The organism is Flagellimonas alginilytica (genome assembly GCF_042134605.1).
Taxonomy (GTDB): Bacteria; Bacteroidota; Bacteroidia; order Flavobacteriales; family Flavobacteriaceae; genus Flagellimonas; species Flagellimonas alginolytica.
Window position 1 is genome coordinate 3,491,817 of the sequence record NZ_CP169638.1, and the last position, 21,619, is coordinate 3,513,435.

At 36.6% G+C, this 21,619-nt stretch carries 25 protein-coding genes and 1 pseudogene; 14 read left to right on the forward strand and 12 right to left on the reverse strand.

What is annotated here, in order from left to right; translation table 11 throughout:
* Positions 1-7: 7 nt before the first annotated feature.
* On the reverse strand, positions 8-145 hold the full coding sequence (locus ABTP35_RS15705) for a hypothetical protein (RefSeq protein WP_293295214.1): 138 nt from the start codon (positions 143-145) through the stop codon (positions 8-10).
* A gap of 743 nt (positions 146-888) precedes the next feature.
* Between ABTP35_RS15705 and ABTP35_RS15710 the strand changes: the two genes are divergently transcribed.
* From ABTP35_RS15710 to acpS, 5 genes are read left to right on the forward strand one after another with little or no spacing between them, the layout of a single operon-like run.
* Complete coding sequence (locus ABTP35_RS15710; protein WP_293295213.1) at positions 889-1,164, forward strand: hypothetical protein; 276 nt, start codon at positions 889-891, stop codon at positions 1,162-1,164.
* Positions 1,165-1,168: 4 nt separating this feature from the next.
* Positions 1,169-1,504, forward strand: a complete 336-nt coding sequence (locus ABTP35_RS15715; protein WP_293295212.1) for a helix-turn-helix transcriptional regulator — start codon at positions 1,169-1,171, stop codon at positions 1,502-1,504.
* Between the two features lie 3 nt (positions 1,505-1,507).
* The gene (locus ABTP35_RS15720) at positions 1,508-2,362 is read left to right on the forward strand and encodes an ImmA/IrrE family metallo-endopeptidase (RefSeq protein WP_293295211.1); all 855 of its coding nucleotides are present in this window, start codon (positions 1,508-1,510) and stop codon (positions 2,360-2,362) included.
* Between the two features lie 5 nt (positions 2,363-2,367).
* Positions 2,368-3,108, forward strand: a complete 741-nt coding sequence (locus ABTP35_RS15725; RefSeq protein WP_293295210.1) for a hypothetical protein — start codon at positions 2,368-2,370, stop codon at positions 3,106-3,108.
* Positions 3,109-3,125: 17 nt separating this feature from the next.
* A complete protein-coding gene (gene acpS / locus ABTP35_RS15730) occupies positions 3,126-3,500 on the forward strand; it encodes a holo-ACP synthase (RefSeq protein ID WP_293295209.1) in 375 nt (124 codons plus the stop codon).
* Here the strand turns inward: acpS and ABTP35_RS15735 are convergent.
* The 4 genes from ABTP35_RS15735 to ABTP35_RS15750 all read right to left on the reverse strand — a co-directional run bounded on the left by ABTP35_RS15735 (position 3,472) and on the right by ABTP35_RS15750 (position 6,261).
* Positions 3,472-4,473, reverse strand: coding sequence for a nucleotide kinase domain-containing protein (locus ABTP35_RS15735; protein ID WP_293295208.1), 1,002 nt, complete (start codon positions 4,471-4,473; stop codon positions 3,472-3,474). The two genes, acpS and ABTP35_RS15735, sit on opposite strands and share 29 nt — an antisense overlap.
* A 78-nt stretch (positions 4,474-4,551) precedes the next feature.
* Positions 4,552-5,130 carry a nucleotide pyrophosphohydrolase gene (locus ABTP35_RS15740; protein WP_293295207.1) on the reverse strand — a complete coding sequence of 193 codons (579 nt, stop codon included), beginning with the start codon at positions 5,128-5,130 and terminating at the stop codon, positions 4,552-4,554.
* Entirely contained in the window at positions 5,130-5,936 is an 807-nt protein-coding gene (locus ABTP35_RS15745; RefSeq protein ID WP_293295206.1) for a deoxycytidine triphosphate deaminase, read from the reverse strand. Before ABTP35_RS15745 ends, ABTP35_RS15740 begins: the two co-directional genes overlap by 1 nt.
* Positions 5,937-6,054: 118 nt before the next feature.
* Complete coding sequence (locus tag ABTP35_RS15750; protein ID WP_293295205.1) at positions 6,055-6,261, reverse strand: helix-turn-helix transcriptional regulator; 207 nt, start codon at positions 6,259-6,261, stop codon at positions 6,055-6,057.
* A gap of 199 nt (positions 6,262-6,460) precedes the next feature.
* On the opposite strand from ABTP35_RS15750, the gene ABTP35_RS15755 reads away from it, so the two are divergent.
* The 6 genes from ABTP35_RS15755 (at position 6,461) to ABTP35_RS15780 (ending at position 11,343) form a co-directional block, all read left to right on the forward strand.
* The gene (locus ABTP35_RS15755) at positions 6,461-6,688 is read left to right on the forward strand and encodes a hypothetical protein (protein ID WP_293295204.1); all 228 of its coding nucleotides are present in this window, start codon (positions 6,461-6,463) and stop codon (positions 6,686-6,688) included.
* Between the two features lie 532 nt (positions 6,689-7,220).
* Positions 7,221-8,021 carry an ABC transporter ATP-binding protein gene (locus tag ABTP35_RS15760; RefSeq protein ID WP_293295203.1) on the forward strand — a complete coding sequence of 267 codons (801 nt, stop codon included), beginning with the start codon at positions 7,221-7,223 and terminating at the stop codon, positions 8,019-8,021.
* Positions 8,022-8,027: 6 nt separating this feature from the next.
* Positions 8,028-8,786 carry a hypothetical protein gene (locus ABTP35_RS15765; RefSeq protein ID WP_293295202.1) on the forward strand — a complete coding sequence of 253 codons (759 nt, stop codon included), beginning with the start codon at positions 8,028-8,030 and terminating at the stop codon, positions 8,784-8,786.
* Positions 8,787-8,789: 3 nt separating this feature from the next.
* Positions 8,790-9,470 carry a GIN domain-containing protein gene (locus tag ABTP35_RS15770; protein ID WP_293295201.1) on the forward strand — a complete coding sequence of 227 codons (681 nt, stop codon included), beginning with the start codon at positions 8,790-8,792 and terminating at the stop codon, positions 9,468-9,470.
* Positions 9,471-9,874: 404 nt separating this feature from the next.
* Complete coding sequence (locus tag ABTP35_RS15775; RefSeq protein ID WP_293295200.1) at positions 9,875-10,636, forward strand: histidine kinase; 762 nt, start codon at positions 9,875-9,877, stop codon at positions 10,634-10,636.
* The gene (locus tag ABTP35_RS15780; RefSeq protein WP_293295199.1) at positions 10,633-11,343 is read left to right on the forward strand and encodes a LytTR family DNA-binding domain-containing protein; all 711 of its coding nucleotides are present in this window, start codon (positions 10,633-10,635) and stop codon (positions 11,341-11,343) included. Before ABTP35_RS15775 ends, ABTP35_RS15780 begins: the two co-directional genes overlap by 4 nt.
* Before the next feature lie 222 nt (positions 11,344-11,565).
* Here ABTP35_RS15780 and ABTP35_RS15785 read toward each other — a convergent pair whose 3' ends face one another.
* From ABTP35_RS15785 to ABTP35_RS15795, 3 genes are all read right to left on the reverse strand, one after another.
* Positions 11,566-11,994, reverse strand: coding sequence for a peptidylprolyl isomerase (locus ABTP35_RS15785; protein WP_224836886.1), 429 nt, complete (start codon positions 11,992-11,994; stop codon positions 11,566-11,568).
* 124 nt (positions 11,995-12,118) lie between these two features.
* Positions 12,119-12,913: a tetratricopeptide repeat protein gene (locus tag ABTP35_RS15790; RefSeq protein ID WP_293295198.1), complete on the reverse strand. Its 795-nt coding sequence runs from the start codon at positions 12,911-12,913 to the stop codon at positions 12,119-12,121.
* Positions 12,914-13,411, reverse strand: coding sequence for a hypothetical protein (locus tag ABTP35_RS15795; RefSeq protein ID WP_293295197.1), 498 nt, complete (start codon positions 13,409-13,411; stop codon positions 12,914-12,916).
* Positions 13,412-13,523: 112 nt separating this feature from the next.
* Between ABTP35_RS15795 and ABTP35_RS15800 the strand changes: the two genes are divergently transcribed.
* Together ABTP35_RS15800 and ABTP35_RS15805 are read left to right on the forward strand one after the other, a co-directional pair.
* Positions 13,524-14,651 carry a hypothetical protein gene (locus ABTP35_RS15800; protein ID WP_293295196.1) on the forward strand — a complete coding sequence of 376 codons (1,128 nt, stop codon included), beginning with the start codon at positions 13,524-13,526 and terminating at the stop codon, positions 14,649-14,651.
* A gap of 106 nt (positions 14,652-14,757) precedes the next feature.
* On the forward strand, positions 14,758-16,368 hold the full coding sequence (locus tag ABTP35_RS15805; protein ID WP_293295195.1) for an alanine/glycine:cation symporter family protein: 1,611 nt from the start codon (positions 14,758-14,760) through the stop codon (positions 16,366-16,368).
* Between the two features lie 3 nt (positions 16,369-16,371).
* Here ABTP35_RS15805 and ABTP35_RS15810 read toward each other — a convergent pair whose 3' ends face one another.
* Positions 16,372-17,649 (reverse strand): aminotransferase class V-fold PLP-dependent enzyme, encoded by a 1,278-nt coding sequence (locus tag ABTP35_RS15810; RefSeq protein ID WP_293295194.1) that lies wholly within the window; start codon positions 17,647-17,649, stop codon positions 16,372-16,374.
* A gap of 55 nt (positions 17,650-17,704) precedes the next feature.
* Positions 17,705-18,286 (reverse strand): annotated as a pseudogene (locus ABTP35_RS15815) (YdeI family protein).
* Between the two features lie 254 nt (positions 18,287-18,540).
* On the opposite strand from ABTP35_RS15815, the gene ABTP35_RS15820 reads away from it, so the two are divergent.
* A complete protein-coding gene (locus ABTP35_RS15820; RefSeq protein WP_293295192.1) occupies positions 18,541-19,161 on the forward strand; it encodes a JAB domain-containing protein in 621 nt (206 codons plus the stop codon).
* A 6-nt stretch (positions 19,162-19,167) separates the two neighbouring features.
* Here ABTP35_RS15820 and ABTP35_RS15825 read toward each other — a convergent pair whose 3' ends face one another.
* The gene (locus tag ABTP35_RS15825) at positions 19,168-20,310 is read right to left on the reverse strand and encodes a hypothetical protein (RefSeq protein ID WP_375334311.1); all 1,143 of its coding nucleotides are present in this window, start codon (positions 20,308-20,310) and stop codon (positions 19,168-19,170) included.
* Between the two features lie 74 nt (positions 20,311-20,384).
* On the reverse strand, positions 20,385-21,593 hold the full coding sequence (locus ABTP35_RS15830) for a hypothetical protein (RefSeq protein WP_293295190.1): 1,209 nt from the start codon (positions 21,591-21,593) through the stop codon (positions 20,385-20,387).
* Between the last annotated feature and the right edge of the window lie 26 nt (positions 21,594-21,619).

Consider the following 21,619-nt stretch of genomic DNA (forward strand, 5'->3'; position numbering starts at 1 on the left):
TGGTTTCTTAACTGTTCATCCATTTGTAGGCTATAATTCTATTATGTAAAATATCCCTAAACATTCCGTCTTCTATGAGAATTATGAACAGGGTCATGAAACTTTCCTCAGCGGCCGGCTGCGCCGCATCTTTGCATTTACTCACGTCAATTTTATTTTACGGGTGTTCGTGAATGCTACGCATTTGTACCTATAATTTGTCGCTATGTAAAATAGCCGCTCGGCCAACAGCACATTGCTTTCATAAAAAGTAAATGCCCAAGCATTTATTTTTATACGCAATTCTCAGCCACTTGGCCAGCGCCATTAAAAGCTCAGCTTTTCGTATTTGATGAAACCTTTGGTTTAATTGAAAATTCGGAGAAGAAAAATTTCAGGGAAATCTCGTCAGCCTGTCGCAAAAGCTTAAAATTTAGCAAAGCATAAATTTCTAAGCACTTGCTCACATCCTCCACTGAATCAGCTTTTTTGTGAGTGCTTCTAATATTATGTCAAATAGGATTGAAATCTTTTGTTGTTCTTTCCTTTCTTTTTTCTTGATAAAAAAGAAACAAAAAATCAAGAAGAAATGCGAGGCATTCACGAATACCGTTGAAAACAATAGACAAGCGCATGAGTAAAATATGCTTCCACGTGCTCTTTGTGTCTTATAACTTCGCTATTTGGGCGTTTACGCCCACACACAAAGCCCAGGGCAATGGCGCTGCCGTGCAAGCCACAAATTCACCCCAACTCCGGCCCGCATTTTCTTCTTACACCTCTCCACCGTATTATTAAAGGTCTAACAAAATATTGAACTGTAATTAATTGTTACTTTTTAAAATAATTATGTAATAATATCTTACCGTAATGATATTTTACTATATTTGTAATGTAATCTTACATTATATGGAGCTACAAATAGAAAATATCGAGAGTCAAATTAGAGATGTCATTGAAGAAATTAACGTAGAGCAAGAATTAAATGCTAAAGTGACAGTTAATACCTGCCCTTACGAAATTGGTATTTCCAGTCAGGTACTTGTATCTGTAATGGGTTTATTGGAGGCCAAACTTGAAGTAGAAATTCCTGCTAATTGTTACATTTTTTATGATAAGACAAAAAATAAACAACTATCTATTAAAGAAGCTGCATTAAAACTACTAAAAACAATAAAAAAATAACATCATGGGAATTAAAGAAGAGGGATTATCCGATAGAGAAAAGATTGCTAAAAGGTTGAAAGAAGCCAGAATTCAAGCTGGACTTTCCCAAGTCCAAGCTGCAAAATTAATTGATATTCAAAGACCTACCATTTCCGAAATTGAAGCAGGAAGAAGAAAAGTAAGTGCGGAAGAAATTATCCAATTCGCAGAGTTCTATGGAGTAAGTTCTACATGGTTATTATCTGGGAGCAATGAATCAAAAGACCATAATTTTCAATTTGCTGCAAGAGAATTAGAAAAACTAAGTGAGGAAGATATCAAAAAGTTAATTGATATATTAAAAATTTTACCAAAATAGCAAATGAATTTTCTCTTCTTAAATGCAATAAAAGACGCAACCAAGTTTCGACATAAGTTCGGTCTAAATATGTTTGAACCTGTAAATATTTATGATATATGTCGCGAAACTGGGGTTATGGTTAAAATAGTAAATATTAATATGGAAGGAATTTATGTAAAAGCTGATACACATAATAAACCTACAATTTTACTGTCAAACGAGCGTCCAATGCCCCGTAGAGTTTTTACTTGCGCTCATGAATATGGACATCATTTTTATGGTCATAGCTCAAAAATTGACTCTCATGATTACATAAAAAAATACACTGTTGAACAAAATCAAGAAGAACTTCTTGTCAACACATTTGCTGGAGCTTTACTCATGCCAATAAGTGGTGTGCAGTCTCAATTTGCAAAAAGAAGATTAAACCCCAATAAAATTACCCCGGTAGATTTTTATGGTCTCAGCTCATATTTTGGAGTTGGTTATCAAACATTGATATACCATTGTAAAGTAAATAATATTATCAGTTTTGAAAATTCCAAAGACCTTTTAAGATATACACCTTCAAAAATACTTAAAAAGATTGCCCAAAAAAATATTGAAAATTCACATTTTAAGTATATCGACAATATAAGTCAACCATCAGTGGTTGATTTGGAAGTTAATAATTACATAATACTACCTGTTGATTCAGATACTAGCATCAACATGGATTATTTTGAAGAAATAAGATTGACAGATAAGGGAAAGATATATAAGGCAATAAAATCTGGAATATCAATCCTTGAATCTGAGAATTTTAAACAAAGTATCAAAATTAGAATTGAAAGAGAAAATTATATAGGTCTTTCAAAATATAGACATTTAGAATAAATTGTATGACAACCCCCTTATTAATAGAAGAAAACAATATATCAAATGCATGGATTAAAGTGCTGAGATTTATTATTGAAAATCCAGGAAATGAAATTTGTCCTCTTATATTGAGTATTACAGATTTTGAAGAAAATAAAACTATAAGAAAAGGGCTGGATGCAAGCCTTAAGTCTAACAAACTTGCATCAATTCAGACCGTATCAGAAACTATTTTCCCAAAGTCATTGTTTGTCTATTGCAAGGAAGATCGAGAAGCTTTGTATAGGGAGTATTCCAAGAACTTGATGCGAATAAAAAAAATTGATTCAAGTAATAGGAATGGGACATATTTTGGTCGGTTAATTGAGTTTAATGGGATGGAGAAGAAAATAAACCAAATTGAAATTATAATTTCATCATTGAAAGAAGACTCCAAAAATAAAAGAAGATCAAAGTTACAAGCTTCTATATTCAACCCAGAGATTGACCATACAAATGCTATGTATCAAGGGTTCCCTTGCCTACAACATATAACATTTTATAAAACTAAAAATGATGGACTTGTATTGAATAGTTTTTATGCTATCCAGCACTTATATAGACGTGCATACGGCAATTGGCTGGGTTTGATAAACTTAGGCCATTTTGTTGCGAAAGAAGCTAACTTAAAATTTGAGAGGTTCAATTGCTATATTGGAGTGGAACAACTTGAAAATAGATTAACCAAAGAAAGGGCTGAAGAATTAATGAAAGTCCTAACCTAAATAAAAGCTAAAAGAATATGATAGTAGGGATAGGCTGCGATGTTGCAGAATTTAGTGTTGCCGAAAAGTTTAATTGGCAGTCGGATCAAAATCAAAGGTCCAGGATTTTCTCACCTTACGAATTATTACAATATGACAAGCAAAAAAGACTATCATATTTAACCGGTAGATTTGCAGCAAAAGAAGCTGTTTTAAAGTGTCTTGGAACTGGTATGTACGATGGTATCTCTATGAAAAACATTGAAATTATCCAAGAAGAAAACGGCAAACCAAGTATCAAATTAACCGGAGAAGTCCTTAAAAAATCAATTGATTTAGGAATTAAAAAATGGCTTGTGAGCATATCTCATACTCTAAAAAATTCTACTGCGTTTGTAATAGCTGAGAATTAGCTGCAATTTTTTCATTAATGCCCCATTTTGGAGGATACCAAAATTCAATTTGTGAATTTTTAGGCTTAAATTTTTGTTTAATTCTAGTTCTTCCGGACAAGCCTTTAATATCAGGGTGCGCGACCCTAGAATATTTGTCTACTTCACAAAATAAATTTTGACAATCTATTAGTTGTAGATTTCTACCCCATAAATCTTTAAACTCAATTTCTAGCCTTGAAAACTCTTCCTCTTGTCTTTCAGTAACATATCTAATTAATTCACTCTCATCAAAATCTCCGTAATCAATAAAACATTTGCGTATTCCATCCAAAGCTCCCGGTCCAGGATACACAAAGTCCATTTCATCAAAATGACATATTTCGCTATAATTTATGTCGGTAGCATATTGATAAGCCAAGAAATCACCTATTGTTGGATATGACTTAAGAGTCAAAAATAAACTTCTCATACTTTGAACATCCGATATTTTAGCTTCCAAATTATCCTGCATCATAAACTCAATAAGTTTTAAATGATTTCGGTGCTTTTTAGAATATCCGAATGTACTTTTACCAGAAGTCATTATATAGGCACCTGAATAAATTGCCCTTTTGGAACTTATAATTTCTGTGAGTATTTTATCATATTCCCTAAAATCATAAGTTTCATAACTTATTCTCCCTAGCCTATTCAATAATATTTGCCAAGTCTCTATTTTATTAAATGTCTTGAATAATAATATTCTAAACAATACTTCCTTGGGCTGTTGACTATGATTATAAATTACTTCTCTAATTAAAAATTGGCTAACTCTATCAGAAGCCCTATATGCATTAGTAAATTTATGTTCATTCAAAATCTTGTCTTCTGTCCATATTGGCTCATTATTTATTCGATTAAAAAAAATATTTTGCCTTTCCGCTGCAAATTTCCAATAGGTATTGTAAACTTTTGAAACTTTGGGTATTGATCTTTTAACTATTATATCCAATTGTCTTTAATTAAAATAAAAAACTAGTCAACAAGGACTAGTTTGATTATTAGGTTATAATAAATAAATTACGCATGTTTAACCAATAAAAAATGCTTCTCTATTTATTTTGTCAAATTCAATTCTCCCACCTCTATGCTTGACAAGGTTTTTAAATAATTCATATCCTTTTAGAATTGCGTTCTCCCACTCTATTTCTGTTTTTACCCTAACTTCAAAGGGTTCTGTCATTTGTTTGACTATTTTCAAGATAGTTTTACTTACCTTACCATTTTCGAACAAATTTGTTCTTTTTGCTTCGTTGAAAAGGATTAGTGATATTGCTTCTTCTGTAATCGTTGCTCGTGCACCGTCCTCACAATCATCAATTATTGGTATGCTTTTCCTTTTTCGGCCCAGCATGGCTCTTGTACAAGGAGACCAATCTAACATGGTAGCAAATGTATAATGGAAAACATCATGGTATCTGTAAAAATCTTTTTCATAGGCGTTGTCATCAATAACATCACCTATTTGAGTTCCATCAATTGTAATTCTAACTTTTTCTTCACCATCTTTAGTTACTTCAGTAAAATCTACAACGAATGATTTTGGCAGTCTCTCACCTTCAATAAAACTTGAATCAAAAGAATTAATATTTGCCCTATTGCTATTCATTACTCTGATTTTAAGGTATCCTTTATTATAATTGTTTTAGAAGATATAATACTATCCATTTTCTTATTCAAAATTAATTGAATTTTTTCATTTACCTTCTTTTCTATCTCGTTCTTACTGTATCCATCATTAAACCCCTTTTCATACATGGACTTTTGCCAATAAAATCTTGTACATGTGGCAATTGCAACAACTAAAATAATACCAATCGCCCACCAGTGTCGTTCTAATTCAGATTTTATACTTTTAATCCTTTCAAGTAAAACATTTGGTGAAGCAAGTTCACCTCTTTTAAGAGAATCAAGATATTTGGGATGAATTCCATCCTGATTTTGATGACCATTACCCTGAGAATTGTATAGTTCATTATTATCCAGTGATTCTGTAATTTCAGCAAACCATATTAAAAAATATGGATTACCTTTCTTAAGAGTAATCTTTGAAGGACCCGCATTATAAACTGAAAAAAGTAATTGGCCATTAAACCCTGGATCAACATGAAATCCAGAAACATTTAGTAAGCCTTTAAGCTTTTCACTTGCTTTTATGGAAATAAGACCAAGTTTATCGGCCGGCATTGATATTTTTTCTTCAGATAACAACAATGCAAATTGTCCTGGATTTATTTCAATTACTTTATTTTTTTCATCAAGTATTTCCGGTTTACCATCTTTAGAATCGGTTAAAAAAACTTCACCTCCCAAAGATAACTCATAAGCTAGCTGTTTAACTCTTTTAGAATTAAACTGAGTTCCAAGAACATTTTTTAATTCATTCTCTAAATTTTTTCCACTTAAAAAAGCCATAAATAATAATAAGGTTTACTTGAACTAAAATAAGAAGTTCCTCGTTTTTTTATCAACATACTAATCAACATAAAATTAGGGAGTTACAATAAAAAATTAAAGAAAAACATTATATAAATTATTCTTTTGTCGATACCAATAACTCTCTAATATCTACATCCAAAATTTCAGCAATCTTCTTTAGATCTTTTAAATGTGGTTGGGATTTGTTATTACAAATTGAGGTAATTGTATTTGGATTTCGGTCAAGTTTAACCGCCAATTCCTTTTGGCTCATTCCCTTGATAACGAGCACTTCTTTAATTCTGTTTATTCGCTCAGACATAGCCTAAAGCTAGAAATAATCAAGGTTTGAGACAACGTTGAATTTGAACGGGCATCAATAAAACAATATAAATACTGTTTTAAACAATGTTTTTATAATATAAAACAGTAAATTTTATTTTCATTTTTATATATAAAACCTATATTTATATAGTTATTAACAGTGTTTTTATATAAAATATACATAGAAAGGCTTCAAAATGGAATTAAAACCAAATAACCTACTTCCCCTACTCTCCTATTTTGAAGAATGCCATGAGGGAGATTTACTTTCCTTTACCCAATGGTTGGATAAGGTCATTTATATGTTCCACTATCTTCCAACAGATACATTTTCAGAAATTGAACGCCAAAGTATTTGTCATGTACTTATGGAATTAAAAGAGGCTGTTCTAAAAATCCATCTTGAGCAAAGTAATTGTGCCTAAAACCCATTCCATACACTTTCACCTCCCCTACTCTTCGGGTTCGGCAAAACAGTATTCCATTACATTTTTTAAAAGGAAGTTTTTAGAGGAAATTTTTCAGAAAGTGCAGTACAAACTTTGCTATTACTTCAACTCGCTCAAAAAAGAAAAGGTCTATCAGACCTTCCCTTTTTATGCCGTACCAAAGCTCAAGTTACATAACGCGAGAACATTATAGTACACGTAACAATCTGGAAAGTCTAGTAGACTTTTTAGATTGGTGGCAAGACTTGTGCGGCTGGTTCTATGAAGAACCTTTAGTAAGACAACGATTTTAGGTCAAAGCAATTTGCTGCAAACTTTTGTTTTACCACGTTTTTGTACCCACGATCAATCTATTTGCAAAATTGTTGATTTTCTCCATTAGTTAAAACATATCCTTTGTTGAGCGATCGATCGCATTCGTTGATTTTATTTTATGCATCGGAAAATCCTTTATAGTGTTGCACAACAACACATAGCGCACAAAAAGGGTATGATAAAAATTCAAAGCATGGAATATAACTATTCCAAGAAAATCAACATATTTAAAGACATGAACCTTGAGTTTTCTTCTGGGAAAATTTATGGTTTATTGGGCAAAAACGGTGTAGGGAAATCTACCTTGATCAAAAATATTACCGGCATGCTTTTTCCGACCAAAGGCAGTTGTGAAGTTTTTGGTCTGACACCTGGTAAACGAGAGGTTAAATTTCTACAATACTTGTTTTTTGTTCCAGAAGAATATCATTTACCCAACCTGACCATTAAAGAGCTTATTTCCGTTTATAAAGATTTTTATCCAAAATTTGATGTCAATCAATTTGATGCCTACATCAAAGAATTCAACATATCTAAAGATAAAAGAACTACCGAGCTCTCCTTAGGTCAGAAAAAGAAAATTTTAATTGGCTTTGCCCTGTCCGCCAATACCAAAGTGTTGATCATGGACGAACCCACCAATGGCTTGGACATTCCTTCCAAGATCACCTTTAGAAATATGATCAAGGATGCGTTTAAAGAGGATAGGATTGTCATCATCACCTCTCACCAAGTGAGGGATCTGGACGAATTGATCGATACCGTGATCATTATGCACGATGGACAGATTTTACTGAACCTTGATAAGGATGATATCGCAAAAAAATTACAGTTTGAATTGTCTGACAACAAAAAAGATGATGACGCAGTACTGTACCAAGAAAAAGTTAGCAACGGATTCGCTTCCATTCAAAAGAACACCTCCGACATACTGGGATATGTAGACATTGAACTGCTCTTTAATGCAGTGTTGGCCCAAAAACTAAAATTATAAAACACCATGAATTATTCAACGCTGTGCTTATTGATCAAAAGACAATATAAAGAGCATTATAAAACCTATGTAATTGGTCTTTTGGTCTTGCTCATTTTACTGGTTTTTATGTTCCTGGTCGTACATCAATGGAAAGACAGCTTTTCGGGGGCTGTACAGAATGGGGTATTTGTAATTGGTCTATTTATTGCCGGCAGTGTGTTTTCCAATGCTATGTTCAGTGAGTTTTCCACTCCGCAGAGTGGCATGTGGCTTTTGGGCATTCCGGCAAAAGCTTCGGAAAAAGTGGTGTCGAGCATAGTGATTTCCACTGTTTTCTTTTTAACTGCTTATGTGATCATATTTTACATCGCGGATTTTGTCTATTTGCTTTTTGCTGGTACATTAACTTTTAAGGCCATGCTGAATCCGTTTAAGAACGGTTTTTATCAATTCTTTTTTATCTACCTAACATTTAACGCATTAATGCTATTGGGAAGTGTCATCTTCAACAAAAACAGATTTATAAAAATGCTGTTGACCATTGCTGTGCTTTTCTTCCTTTTAAACTATCTAAACGGATGGTTATTGAGCTTTCTGATCCCCGAAGCCACCATAGTTTCCACCATTGCCTTCGATAGTTTTTTGTTTTCGCACCACGGAGAAAATGTAAAAGTGTTTTTACCCGATAACATCAACTTATACAGTGCTCTTTTTGTGCATGCATTTTTACCCATTGCACTATGGATCTTGGTTTGGTTGAAATTGAAAGAAAAAGAAATTTAAGATATGAAGACAAGTAATGTATTTATCATCATTTTAAGTATTTCCATATCCGGAATGCTATTTGTAACCAATCTAAGCCTAAAAAAAGAGTATGATAAAATTGATCTGGACGATGTTTTCAAAAACTATGTCTCGGTAAGTTCGGAACACTATACTGTCCTATCGATTTCCGGAAGTAATGGATATCCCATAGAAATTGTACAAAAGGATACCAATGCCATAAAAGTACTGCGTTCGAGATTGGAACATTTTAAAAGTGTGGTGAAGAACGATACGCTCTTTATTGAATTTACGGGAGCTAATATTTCAATGCAAAAAAGCTTTTTGAGCACTACCCCATCTGGAATCATAATTTATAAAAACAATCTCGAAGGAATAATAGCCACGAACACGCACCAAAGGGTTTCTGGATTTGAGACCGAACATTTCACATTAAATTTAAAGGGATACTCGCATGTAGAATTGCAGAACTGTAACGTACAAACCTTATCGATTGCTATGGAAAATAAGAGTCATCTTCAATTTGTAGAGCACAATTTAGCCGATTCTATAGCTTTAAAGATGACGAATACTTCTGTAGCAAATTTAACCGACGTTGCCTTTAAAAAAATGCATCCGGTTTTGAGTGACAGCGTTACTTTGGTATTGTCCAAAGATGTTTTTAATTACCTCCTGAAAAAATAAGTTGGTATAATTCTATGGCCAAGATGTATTGTTTATAAAAAAGTATATTGTTGCCACTTATGATATTAGATACATTCATAAAACAAAGAAATTCTTCGAAAGCAATTAGAATTGGCTCTCATATCCTATTTTGGATAGTTCTGTTTTTCAGTTCATATTTCTTATCAAAATCATCCTATGACCCTTATTCTGCGACCCCTTTGGGCTATTTGTTCCCCCTAAGAAGGACACTGGAATTAATACTGTTTTTTTATCCGTTGATGTACGTATTGATTCCGTATTTCTTCGAAAGAAAACGCTGGGTTCCTTTTATTTTATATCTCCTCTTACTCCTATTTTTTATTATTTTTATTGAAGCAGTAGGTGAAAAAATCACCTTTTATTATTGTGATACCTGTGCGGCGATGGCGCAGGAAAGAGATCCTGATTATTTAAGTATTCTTCAAAAACCGGTTCTCGATAATTTTTTGTTTAAATCATCAAATATTGGGATATATTTTAACCTGTTTTCCGGTTTATTGCTGCCCATAGCCATAAAAAGCAGTCTGGGGTATTATCAAATCCACACTAGAAACCTTGAATTGGAGAAAGAGAAAGTACAGTTGGAATTGAACTTTCTAAAGGCTCAGGTAAATCCGCATTTCCTGTTCAATACATTGAACAATCTATATGGATTAATTTTACATGATCGCAGAGATGCTTCTGCGGAAACCGTGACACGCTTGTCGGATTATTTGCGATATTCCTTGGATAATGCGAATAAGAAAAGTATCCCATTGTCAGATGAAATTGCATTGACCCGTAATTATATCGAGTTGGAGAGTTTGCGATTAAACCATACAAAAGTCTCTTTTACAACCCAGGTTGACAATACCAATGCCAACATTCCGCCTTTACTGTTTATACCTATAGTCGAGAATGCCTTTAAGTATAATGTGGATAAAAAAGATACGGACATCCGTATAGATTTATCGGTAAATTCAAATACGCTACAATTGAAAGTCGAAAATGGCTTTGCAGAGGCCAAAACTAAAAATGATAACGGAGGTTTGGGATTGACCAATTTAAAAAAACGCTTGGATTTACATTATTCAGAAAATTATACATACGATATGGACATTGATAATTCCGTGTACAAGGTATCGTTGAAATTAGTCCTAGCATGAAGAATATAAATGTTTTAATTGTTGATGATGAACCGCTGGCGCGAGAAATAATTCAAACGCATATAAGTAAAATCCCAAATTGGACGGTTGTTGATACCTGCATAGATGCCAAAGAAGCTTTTGAAATACTGGTAAAGAACAAAATAGATGTGTTGTTCTTGGATATTCAAATGCCGGTAATAACCGGAATTGAATTTATAGAATCGTTACAAAACCCGCCTTTGGTAGTTTTTACCACGGCCTATTCCGAGTATGCCCTTAAGGGGTTTGAATTAAATGCGGTGGATTACCTGTTAAAGCCTATTTCTTTTGCTCGCTTTTATCAAACTGTGGAGAAAGTAAACAAAACATTGGAATTGTTAAATGATGCATCCAAACCAAGTAAAAAAGAAATAACCTATCTTTTTGTAAAACACGATGGAAAGCTCTTAAAGCTTAATTTTTCCGATATCCTATATATCAAAGCGGAGCAAGAATACAGTTCGGTTTTTAAAACAGACGGGGCACTTTTGGTCAGTATGCACTTAAAATTATTACAAACCCTTTTACCCGAAAAGCAATTTACCAGAATCCATAGGTCCTATATTGTTCCGCACGAAACTATTACGGCAGTTTATGGAAACACGGTCCAAATTGGAACAGAGATTCAATTGCCGATTGGCAGTAAATACAAAGAGGAATTGTTGCAAAAATTACAGATTACATAAAAAACACTTGCAAGCAGTTGTTTTGCAGGTAGAATTCGTGGAACCTGAGCCTCAAACCAATTCTGTACACTTTTAATCCGACCAAATCGCCTCCCAATTAACTAAGCACAGGTTGTGTTCGGTTTTATAAAAAGAAGGTGATATCCAACAAAAAAGGAGAAAACCGCAAACCGGGCTTTCTCCTTTTCAATATTTGGTTCCCAACAATGTTGGCTACGTAAACTATAGTATCTCCACCAATTCCAAATCGAACACCAAATCTTGTCCTGCCAATGGGTGGTTGGCATCGATAATAATGTCCTCCTCCTCTACTTTGGCGACCCTGAACTGTTGTTCCTGTCCGGCGGCATTGGCCCCCACTAGCCCCATACCTACTTCTGGTTCAAGGTCTTCTGGCAATTGTGACTTGGAAATCTTTTGAAAAAGTGCTTCGTTCACCTCTCCGTAGGCATCTTTCTTATCTATGGTAATCGTCTTCTTTTCGTTAACGGCCATATCAATAAGTCCTTTTTCAAATCCGGGTATCAGCTGGCCCTCACCCAATTTTATTTCCAAGGGCTCTCTTTGCAATGAGCTGTCAAATATCTGCCCATCAACAAGTTTGCCCGTGTAATGTACTTTTACGGTATCGTTTTCTTTTACTTTACTCATAATTTTGTTTTACAGTTTTAAAAATCAAAACGTTGCAAATATACAGGGTATATAATGGTTCAACGAAGAAGTTGACCATAGCTTTTGTAAAAGTTGGCTTTAAGACATAAAAACCGTGTTGGAGTTAAAATTTGGTTTTCAGTTCATCCAAATCCTCTTGGTAGATTTCATTGAGGTATTCTTTATAGCCATCGGAATATTTATATTGAATATTATCCTGTGCCTTCTGTAAATTAATTTGGGCATTTATGCAGTCCCCCATTGTCAAGTAAGTCTTGGCCAAACCATAATAGGCTTCGCAAGTGTTCCCATATTGCTCTATTCCTGTTTTAAAAGCACCAATGGCCTCATCATAATTTTGCATATTGTAATGGCAAAGGCCAACATAAACAAAGGCCTGAACATCTACCCATTCTGCTCCTTGGTTGGTGATACTTTGCTTAAAATGTTTTAGTGCTTTTGGGTAATCACCAAGGCCGAAATAACATTCTCCACGCAAAAAATCGATATCCTCTCCCCAGGGAGCATCCACAACCTCGGGTGTCAAGGCATCCAATCGGTCAAAATCGGCCAAGGCCGAATTGTAGTCCCTTAAGAAACGTAACTTCATGTACCCGCGATACCCAAGATGGTTCAAGGGGTTCAATTCCACAGCCCTGTTCAAATAGGAAAAACCGGTTTCGTAGTCGCCATTTTTATTGAAAGGTACCGATCGCTCAAAAAACGCTGCATCATACTCCGGGTGCTGCCAGTTAAGTATCCCGAATATGGCCAGTGAAAGATTATTTCCCTGCGCACCTGCGGCAAGTTTAAATCGTGCTTCTTTGGATTGGAACACCAGTTGATAAGCAATTAAGCCAACGTAAAGCGTAAATACCGTAGCCAGAACTATTTTTATGATTTTTAAAACTATCCTCATCTAAAAAATATCCGTAATCTTACCTTGTTCCACCTTAAAAACGATCTGTGCATAACTGTCCACTACCGTGCCCTTAATTTTTCCCGGCATCCATTCTTCCAATTCCAAAATTAAATTGTAAAAATGTTCCAATGTACTGGTTGGCACATTGATTTCTTTTAACTCCGCATCGGTCATCTTGGTTCTAAAGTAGCCCGTTTCACCCTTGCAATTCACTACAAAACGAACCGTTAACAAACCGTTTGACGGTAATCCTTCTGTATTTATTTTTGATAACAGCTTCTTTTTGATATGCTTTTTACCTCCTCGATGATACGTACCGACATGATAATAGGGGTAAATACTATATTCTCCGCAGGGACTGAATTCCTCTGAATCTACTGCTTCATCATACGAAATGTCCCAAATATATCCGGTCAATTTAAAATAGAGCCACAGCGTTAATATGCCTGCTATAAGAAAACTGACCAACAGCCAAATGTTGAGTTTGCTTTTCAAAAAAAAAAGGATTCGTTAATGGTTAATGGCCAATATACTAATAATGAAAGAACTAAAAATCCCTATCCTCTACTATTTTCATATATTGGTGAACAAACAATAACCGACCCAATTGTTTCTACTTAGTCCAGCATACCAAAAAGCATGGTCCATCGCAGCCTCCGCCTTGGAGATATCCAAATTTTATGGCTGGTGGCAATTTGCTGTCTGCCTTTTTGCCTTTATGGCCCTTATGTCCATTTGGTACCACATTGGTCGAAGGCAACGGGATTTTGGGCCCGTTTGGCTAGCACTTTCCATACTCTGTTGGGCATTTTCTGGCCTATCGGAGGTATTGTTGCCCAACGAAAATGGTTGGGGCTCCACGGCCAAGGAAGGATTTCGGAGTGTTTTTTCCCTATTGAACAGCCTATTTATCCTTATGGCCCTCCCCTGGTTCAAATATTTGCCCAAACCGTTCTCTGGTTTAATAAAAAACAAGTTCTGGCCCTTTGTTATTGGAATACCCTTTGTTTTTGCCCTGCTCCCTACCCTTCATAAAATGATATTGGGCCGGTCCGCATCGGCCATAAACGAACTGGATGTATATTATGCCCTTATGACCCTTGTTTTTTTGGGTTTTGTACTCTGGGAATCCTTTACAAAACGTAGGCTCCCATTACTTGGGATACTCTCTTTGTTCACGGTATTGATTACCTTGGTAGCACAAGTATATAAGCTTATGGACAATACCATTAATTTATTATTGTTCTCGGCCATTTTTAAAACATCGTTGATCATGCTCTTTTTCGCCCTGGCCCTAAGTTGGGTAAAAGAGCTTACCGAAAACGTTATCCCAAGCGCATATCAATTACGGCTGAATTTTAGAAAAGGGGATCGCAATACCTGCGAAGTCATCCTAAAAGGATTTCCCGGCCAAACAGATAGAAATATATCCCTGACACCAGCATTGTACAAATTGCTCAAAACTTTTGCGGAACGTAGATTGGCCCCTACTGAAGATTGGCTCGAGATCAAACCTAAAAATTTTGATGGCTCCAAAAATTACGATATCAACGACCACAATGAGCTTAAGCGTTTGCTACAAGCTTTGCTCAACGGACTCTTTGGCAAACAGAATTGGACCAAGGACAAACACTATACCCCCCTAAAAAACACCTTGTTCGAAATGTCGGAAAACCGAGAACGAAAAATTCGTCTTCAATTGCCCAAAGAAAATATTTATTTTGAAAATGAGTGACTTAGGCATGATTTGTCAGTTTTGGCATTACTGACATTTTAGGATTCTTTCCGACAATTGCCCAAAAATCCAAATCAGGGATAGAAATTCAGGGAAATTTGAAGTCATGGGCAGAACGCTGTTATTCAGTTTATTATCACTATCAAGTACTACATTGTTAGCATCAACCTCAACCAAAGGGTTGGATGAAAAAATCAATGATGGTTTTATGCCATTTGCCGTTTGGTGGGAAAGCCTAGTGTTGGCAGAAATCCCCATTTTTGGTCATAGCATTCCGGTAGTGCTCATTATATTGATAGTGGGTGCACTTTTTTTTACCCTTTATTTTGGTTTTGTGAACATCCGGTATTTTCCAACCGCCATTCAAGTGGTACGTGGCAAGTACGATAACCTAGAAAAAAATCAACCCCCATTACAACCACACGTTTTTGAGGTCGAAGGTGATTTAAAGGATACTATTAAAGACGAAGGCCACTTTGGCGAGGTCAACCATTTTCAGGCACTGGCAACAGCAGTTTCTGGCACAGTGGGCCTTGGCAATATAGCTATGGTCGCGGTAGCCATTTCCATTGGTGGTCCCGGTGCCACTTTTTGGATGATCTTGGCGGGACTGCTCGGCATGTCCTCCAAATTTGTGGAATGTACCTTGGGCGTAAAGTATAGGGATATTGATAGTAAGGGAAATGTGTTCGGTGGCCCCATGTACTATTTGTCCAAAGGATTAAAAGAAATGGGATTAACGCAGTTGGGCAAGTTCCTGTCTATTGTTTTTGCAGTACTCTGCGTGGGTGCTTCCTTTGGTGGCGGAAATGCCTTCCAGAGCAATCAGGCTGCGGCACAGATCATTAAACGTTTTGGGCTCAGCGGAGCTTCTTCCGGTAGTATTATCGGGCTTGTTTTTGCCCTTTTGGCAGGAATTGTGATCATTGGCGGCATTAAACGGATTGCCAAAGTGACCGAAAAAGTGGTGCCCTTTATGGCCATTCTATATGTGGGCGCTTCGCTTTTTATCATTTTTTCCCACATCGAATGGGTCGACGATGCCTTTGGACTGATCGTTTCCGAAGCATTTACCCCCAAGGCCACCATTACGGGCGGATTTGTAGGCGTGCTCATCCAAGGATTCAGAAGGGCGGCCTTCTCCAACGAAGCCGGAGCCGGTTCGGCCGCTATTGCACACTCTGCGGTAAATACGGCGCACCCTGCTTCCGAAGGTCTGGTGGGATTGCTGGAACCTTTTATCGATACCGTACTGATCTGTACCATGACGGCCATTGTAATCATCCTTTTTAATATGGATGGCATGTTCGTGTATGGCGATGTGGTAAATGGTCAGGCTTTAATGTACGATGGCAGCCGCTTGGGCGGCGTGAACATTACCTCCATGGCTTTTGAAAATTCGATAAGCGGCTCCTCTTATGTACTTATGGCCGCCGTTTGTCTCTTTGCCTTCTCCACGATCTTGTCGTGGTCCTACTATGGTTTACAGGCATGGAAATACCTTTTTGGGCGCGGAAAATGGATAGATCTTACCTATAAGATCATATTTCTGTTGTTTACCGTACTCGGGGCGGCCATTACCTTGGATGCGGTCATCAAATTTTCGGATGCCATGATCCTGGCCATGGTTTTCCCCAACATGATAGGGTTACTCATCCTGTTCCCTAAAGTAAAGCAAGAGTTTTCAAAATATTTGAAGTTGATACGACGGCCTTAAAAATCAGCCCAACCCCTCTATCAATCTCAGAGCGGTATCGATCTCTGCCTTGGAATTGTAAATATGGACGGAATGGCGCAACATTTCGTTGCCCACCGAGCGTGGCTGCAAACGTTCCTTTTCCCACATATATTTCTGAAGCTCAGGGCCGCTCATGCCACTAACACCATAGGTGGTGATGCCCGCTGCCAGTTCCTCGTTGGTGGATGAATAAAAAGTGACATGCTTTATTTCCCTGAGGCCATCGCGCAGGTATTTACCCAATTCTTTCACTCGGGCCAACCACACATCTTGGCCAATGGTGTTAAAAAAGTCCACGGCGGCATCGTATCCGGCCATAAGTCCGGCATTGCCCGTTCCGTTTTGCATCAAACGAAAACCATGATCATCCTTATTGTCCCAATTATAACTGGCAATGGTGCTCCAAATATCGCCCACCACCTCTTTGCTTATGTACAACAACCCACTTCCTGCAGGGGCCAACAGCCATTTATGCAGACTGGAGTAATAAGCATCGCAACCGATATCCTTAACGTCCACCGAAACATGGCCCACACATTGCGCTCCGTCCAAAATGGTAAAAATTCCGCGTTTTTTGGCTTCGGTACAAATGGCCTTTACCGGCATTACCGTTCCAAAACCGGAAATAATATGTGGAATGGCGATTACCTTGGTCTTTGGGGTGACTTCCTTAAAAATGGCATCCACAATTTCCTGCGGGTCGTTGGCAGGTTCGGGCATAATGGCCTGCTTGTACACACAGCCCTTTCGCTTAGCGAGCAATTGCCAAGCGCCAAAACCACCGCCATGTTCTTGATTGGTATTGAGCAATTCGTCGCCTTTTTTTAAATCGAGGCCCATACCCACGTAGTTCATTCCAAAAGTGGCATTCTGCACCAAGGAGATCTCCTTAAAATCACAATTGATAATGTTGCCCAATTTGGTACGAAGCTCCTCGTATGGAAAATAGCCGGTCAACAGTTCGGGGCCCGAGCCGTTTTTATAGTCCACCGTAGCGGCTTCTACGTTCCAGTGCATCATGTGGTGGAACATTTTGTCCAGGGCATAGCCCGATGTAGGCCCCATGGTTCCGTTGTTAAAATAGGTCTGACCTTCCTTTAAAGGAAACTGTTTGCGTACCATGCCCCAATAGGTTTCATCCTTTGGGGCATTGGTTTGCAATGGGGTCAGCGACCACTCTTTTTGATGGTCGAAAGCCAGGAGGGGCAGGGACATCATCGCCGCTGCACCTTGTTTCAGGAATTTTCTACGTTGGGTCATAGTTCGGTTGGTTTTTAGGTTATTGGTTTATTGTACAAGGGCAATTGCCGATCATTTACCTTTCGTTATATCCTTTGCCCTGCAAAATCTTAGGAACACATTTCTCGATGCGGTTTTCGCGGGTTTTGGATTGTTTGGCTCCAGAAATGTACAGCATGTACCCACGCTGCCGTCCCGGGGTCAATGCTTCAAAAGCAGTTTTAAAATCTTTATCCTTTTCCAGTTTATGTCCAAGCTCCTCGGGCATATCAAAGTCGGAAGTCTTCTTCATTTTTACTTGTAGGCCTGCCCTTTCCACCTCAACGGCTTCGTATATGTAGGTCTATATCACCTTTTCTTGTTCCCTAACCCCATCTATATTGGTAAAGCGCAACTGCCGAGCGGATTGCACATTCTTTGTTTGCTGAAACAAAATACCTTTGGTATCCTTTAGCAATGCTCCTTTGTGGAACAACAAGGCACAGTACTCTTTAAATCCATGTATTAAAAATATATTGCCGCCATTTAAGGTGTAGCAGGGCTTGCCCCATTTAAGCTCTTCGGTCAAACCTGTTTCGAGGGCAATTCTTCGTAATTCCCTGAATGCACTTTGCCATTGGGATGGTTTTTCAAAAAAGAAATCGACTTTAGGGTTCATAACTTTTAGTTTGAGGAGGGTCTGCTCCGAAAAAATACAAATTCCTTAAGGATTTATTGCTCCTACCACAACTTTAGTTTTTGTAAGCTGAAAAATGGTCCTTTAAATTTAAGAGATGATCCTCAGCTATAAAAAATAAATTCCCCGCCCTTGCGAACATAGTTTGGAGCGGTTTTTTATGCCCAAATCGCATTTTTGTTTTTCTCCCGGGCATGGACTACCTTTCCCCTACCCAAAAATTATAAACACCTACCATGAACGTACGGCTTACCAAAGATCAAAAGATACAAGTGCTCAACTCTGCGGACATATATGCGATCATGCAACAGGTTTTGCTCCGCGAAAACAAGATACGCCGCAACCAAGAGCATTTTTGGGTGGTGGGGCTCAACCACAACAACAAAATATTGTTTGTGGAACTGATAGGTCTGGGCGCCAGCAACCGTGTAAATGCCGACCCGCCCGATGTGTTCCGCATGGCGATCTACAAACTGGCCAGTAAACTGATCTTGGTGCACAACCACCCCAGCGGCACGCACGAGGTTACCGATGCCGATATTACCTTTACCGACCACATGCTAAAAGTGGGGAAATTGATCAAAGTGGAGGTGCTCGACCATTTGGTGATCACCGAGACCCAATACACCAGTTTTGCCGACCAAGGCGTTATGGACGAACTGAAGAAAAGTGGTCTTTTTGAAATTATGGGGCCCGAAAAGCAGGAACTGGAGCAATTTAAAATTGATACCGAGAAAAAAAGGGCCGAAAAAGAAAAAGCAATTAGTATTGCGAAGTCTTTAAAGGCCAGTGGAATGTCCGATGAAGACATTAAAAAGCATACGGGGTTGGGCTTAAAGGAGATTGGGGGGATATGAGAATTATTATTTTCTGTTTCTTATTCGAACTTTATTAATAACCTTATTAAAGTTTTTCAAAACAGATTTTTTGTAATCAATTATACACGCAAGCTCCAATAATTTAGTAGAGTTTAAGACTGTCGTTTCCATTTTTTCTAGATAATCCATAAACACTTCCATTCTCTCTTCCCTAATTTCCAGTCTTTGTACCATATCATAATTGTTTTCAATCTCCAAGGTTAGTATTTTTAATTCTTCCCATGATTCTTTGTCAAAAATATTAGTATCGTACATTATTGTTTCTAAGTACACTATTTTAGTTGGCAAGATTGTCACATAATACCCTCCTGATAAAGTCAAATTATATAAACAGTTTATATTTAAGTCTTCATCATTTGAATGTACTAAAGAATTTTTCTTTAATAAATCCAAAACTCTTAAAATCATATCTTCCGATACACCAAGCATAGAAATGGTCTCTACAATATCTGTTAAAGGTACTTCTGAATTACCATAAGAAGATTTTACATGCAAAAATTTCAAAATATATAATCTGATAAGTTGCAGGTTATTGCTACCTAATTTTGAATCAAATAAATTTAAAGCATCTGCTCGCTTTTCCTTAAAATACTTCCATGAGCCTAGTATACTTCCTTTGAAAACTTCATGATAAGGAAAAACCCAGTTCGTTTCTCCGTTAATATAGTTTTTTATGGCTTTATCGGCCTGAATGTGACCTGATGCAAGAAAGTTTCGAACAAAATTTATTCCCTTTCTAGGGTTTCTATCACTTAAATAACCTAATAGTTTCCCGTTCTCCTCATTTAGTAGGCTTTCCTGAACAATTGAAAAAAATATACTAAGATCATCCACTTTTAAGATTATATCATTAGGCAACTCAATATCCACATTCTTACCTTTCAATATTAATTTTGAATAATTCAATCTTCTTGATAAGATTTCATTGAAAGATGGTGGGTTAATCCATAATTTCTTTAATTCATAAGCATTAAAAATAGAATCGTTCTTATGTTTTATAAATGTTGTATCCCTTATGGAAACTAAAATATGGCAATTAATTTCTTTGGAAATGGAAATTGCCTCTGAAAACACCTGTGTTTCCAATTCATCATCTTCATATAAATCAACATTGTCTATAACAATCACACACAATCTTATTGAAGATAAATATTTAAATATTTTATTTACATAAGGTTCGGTCGCTTGATAATCTGCATCAATTAGTTCAGATTTTTCTGTTCAAACTTATCTTTATCCTTCGCAAGAAGTGCATATGGCCCCCGTGCCAAATTATCAAACTCTTCTTGATATGCAGGCTTAATTACATTATTGAAATCAATTGGATTAGAAGGGTGTTCTTCGATAAGAAAAGATTTTAGTTGACGATATATAAAGCTTCGAGGATTGCCAGATTTACCCATCTTTTCCATATCCAAATAGATCCAGTGAGCAGAATTAGTGTCAAGTAGTTCCTTGCCTTTTATTAATTCAAAATGTTTTAAATAAGTTGATTTACCTGAACCGACTGAACCAATTATTAAAGTTACAGGTAATGAAACAGTACTATTAATACCTTTTTGAATTTCTTTAGCTAACTCATCTTCTTTTTTCTTTCTAGAAATTTTAGTTGCAGGCTTAATAAATTCGGGTTTGTATTGTGCTAAATGCATATTCAAGGTTTTGTCAAACTTTGTCCTTGCATCTGTAGAGACATAACATTTTTCAAGTACTTCCTCATTAGAAAACAACTCTTCAGACAAGGTTGCTTTATCCAAGGCAGGCATCACATAGTCAGCAATGTTGTTCCTGCCAACTCTATAATCAGAATTATCGACAATTGTATTTAATCGGTTATTTATTTGAATAGGGTTATCAATGGTAAGCGATCTAAGACTTTCATTCTCGACATTACCAACTGCAAAAAAGTTGAAAAGAGTTTCAGCGTCCGAAGTATCTTTAAATGGAAATAACAATGTAGCATAAACAACATCTTTTCTACCTTTATCATCTATAGGATAGAAACACCAACAATCTCCATTCGTGACCATAACAATATTTGCGTTTTCATTTATCGCATAATCCTCCGCTTGTTTTAAGGCTTCAGCTATTTCACCTGTTCCCAAAACAACCCCATCCAGTTTTAACTTTTTTGCCTTAGTTGGTGAGGGAAAAGCAGCACCAACTTTCTTTGCTTCAATAATGATTTTAACATCACCAGCTATTAATTTATAATCGATAAATCCATTTCTTTTACCAGAAGAATGAGGCTCAACACTTATTTGCCCATGCCCCCATTGCAAAACCTCCTTAATTATTCTATCAATTACATCAAATCTTGTCTGAGCTTCAGATTCATTTTTTAATTCCTTATTGAATGCATCAGCACTTATTTTTTCGAAAATTTCTGAGATTTCTCCCCAGTCTTGCATGTTAATATTGGTTTTTGAGTAATAAA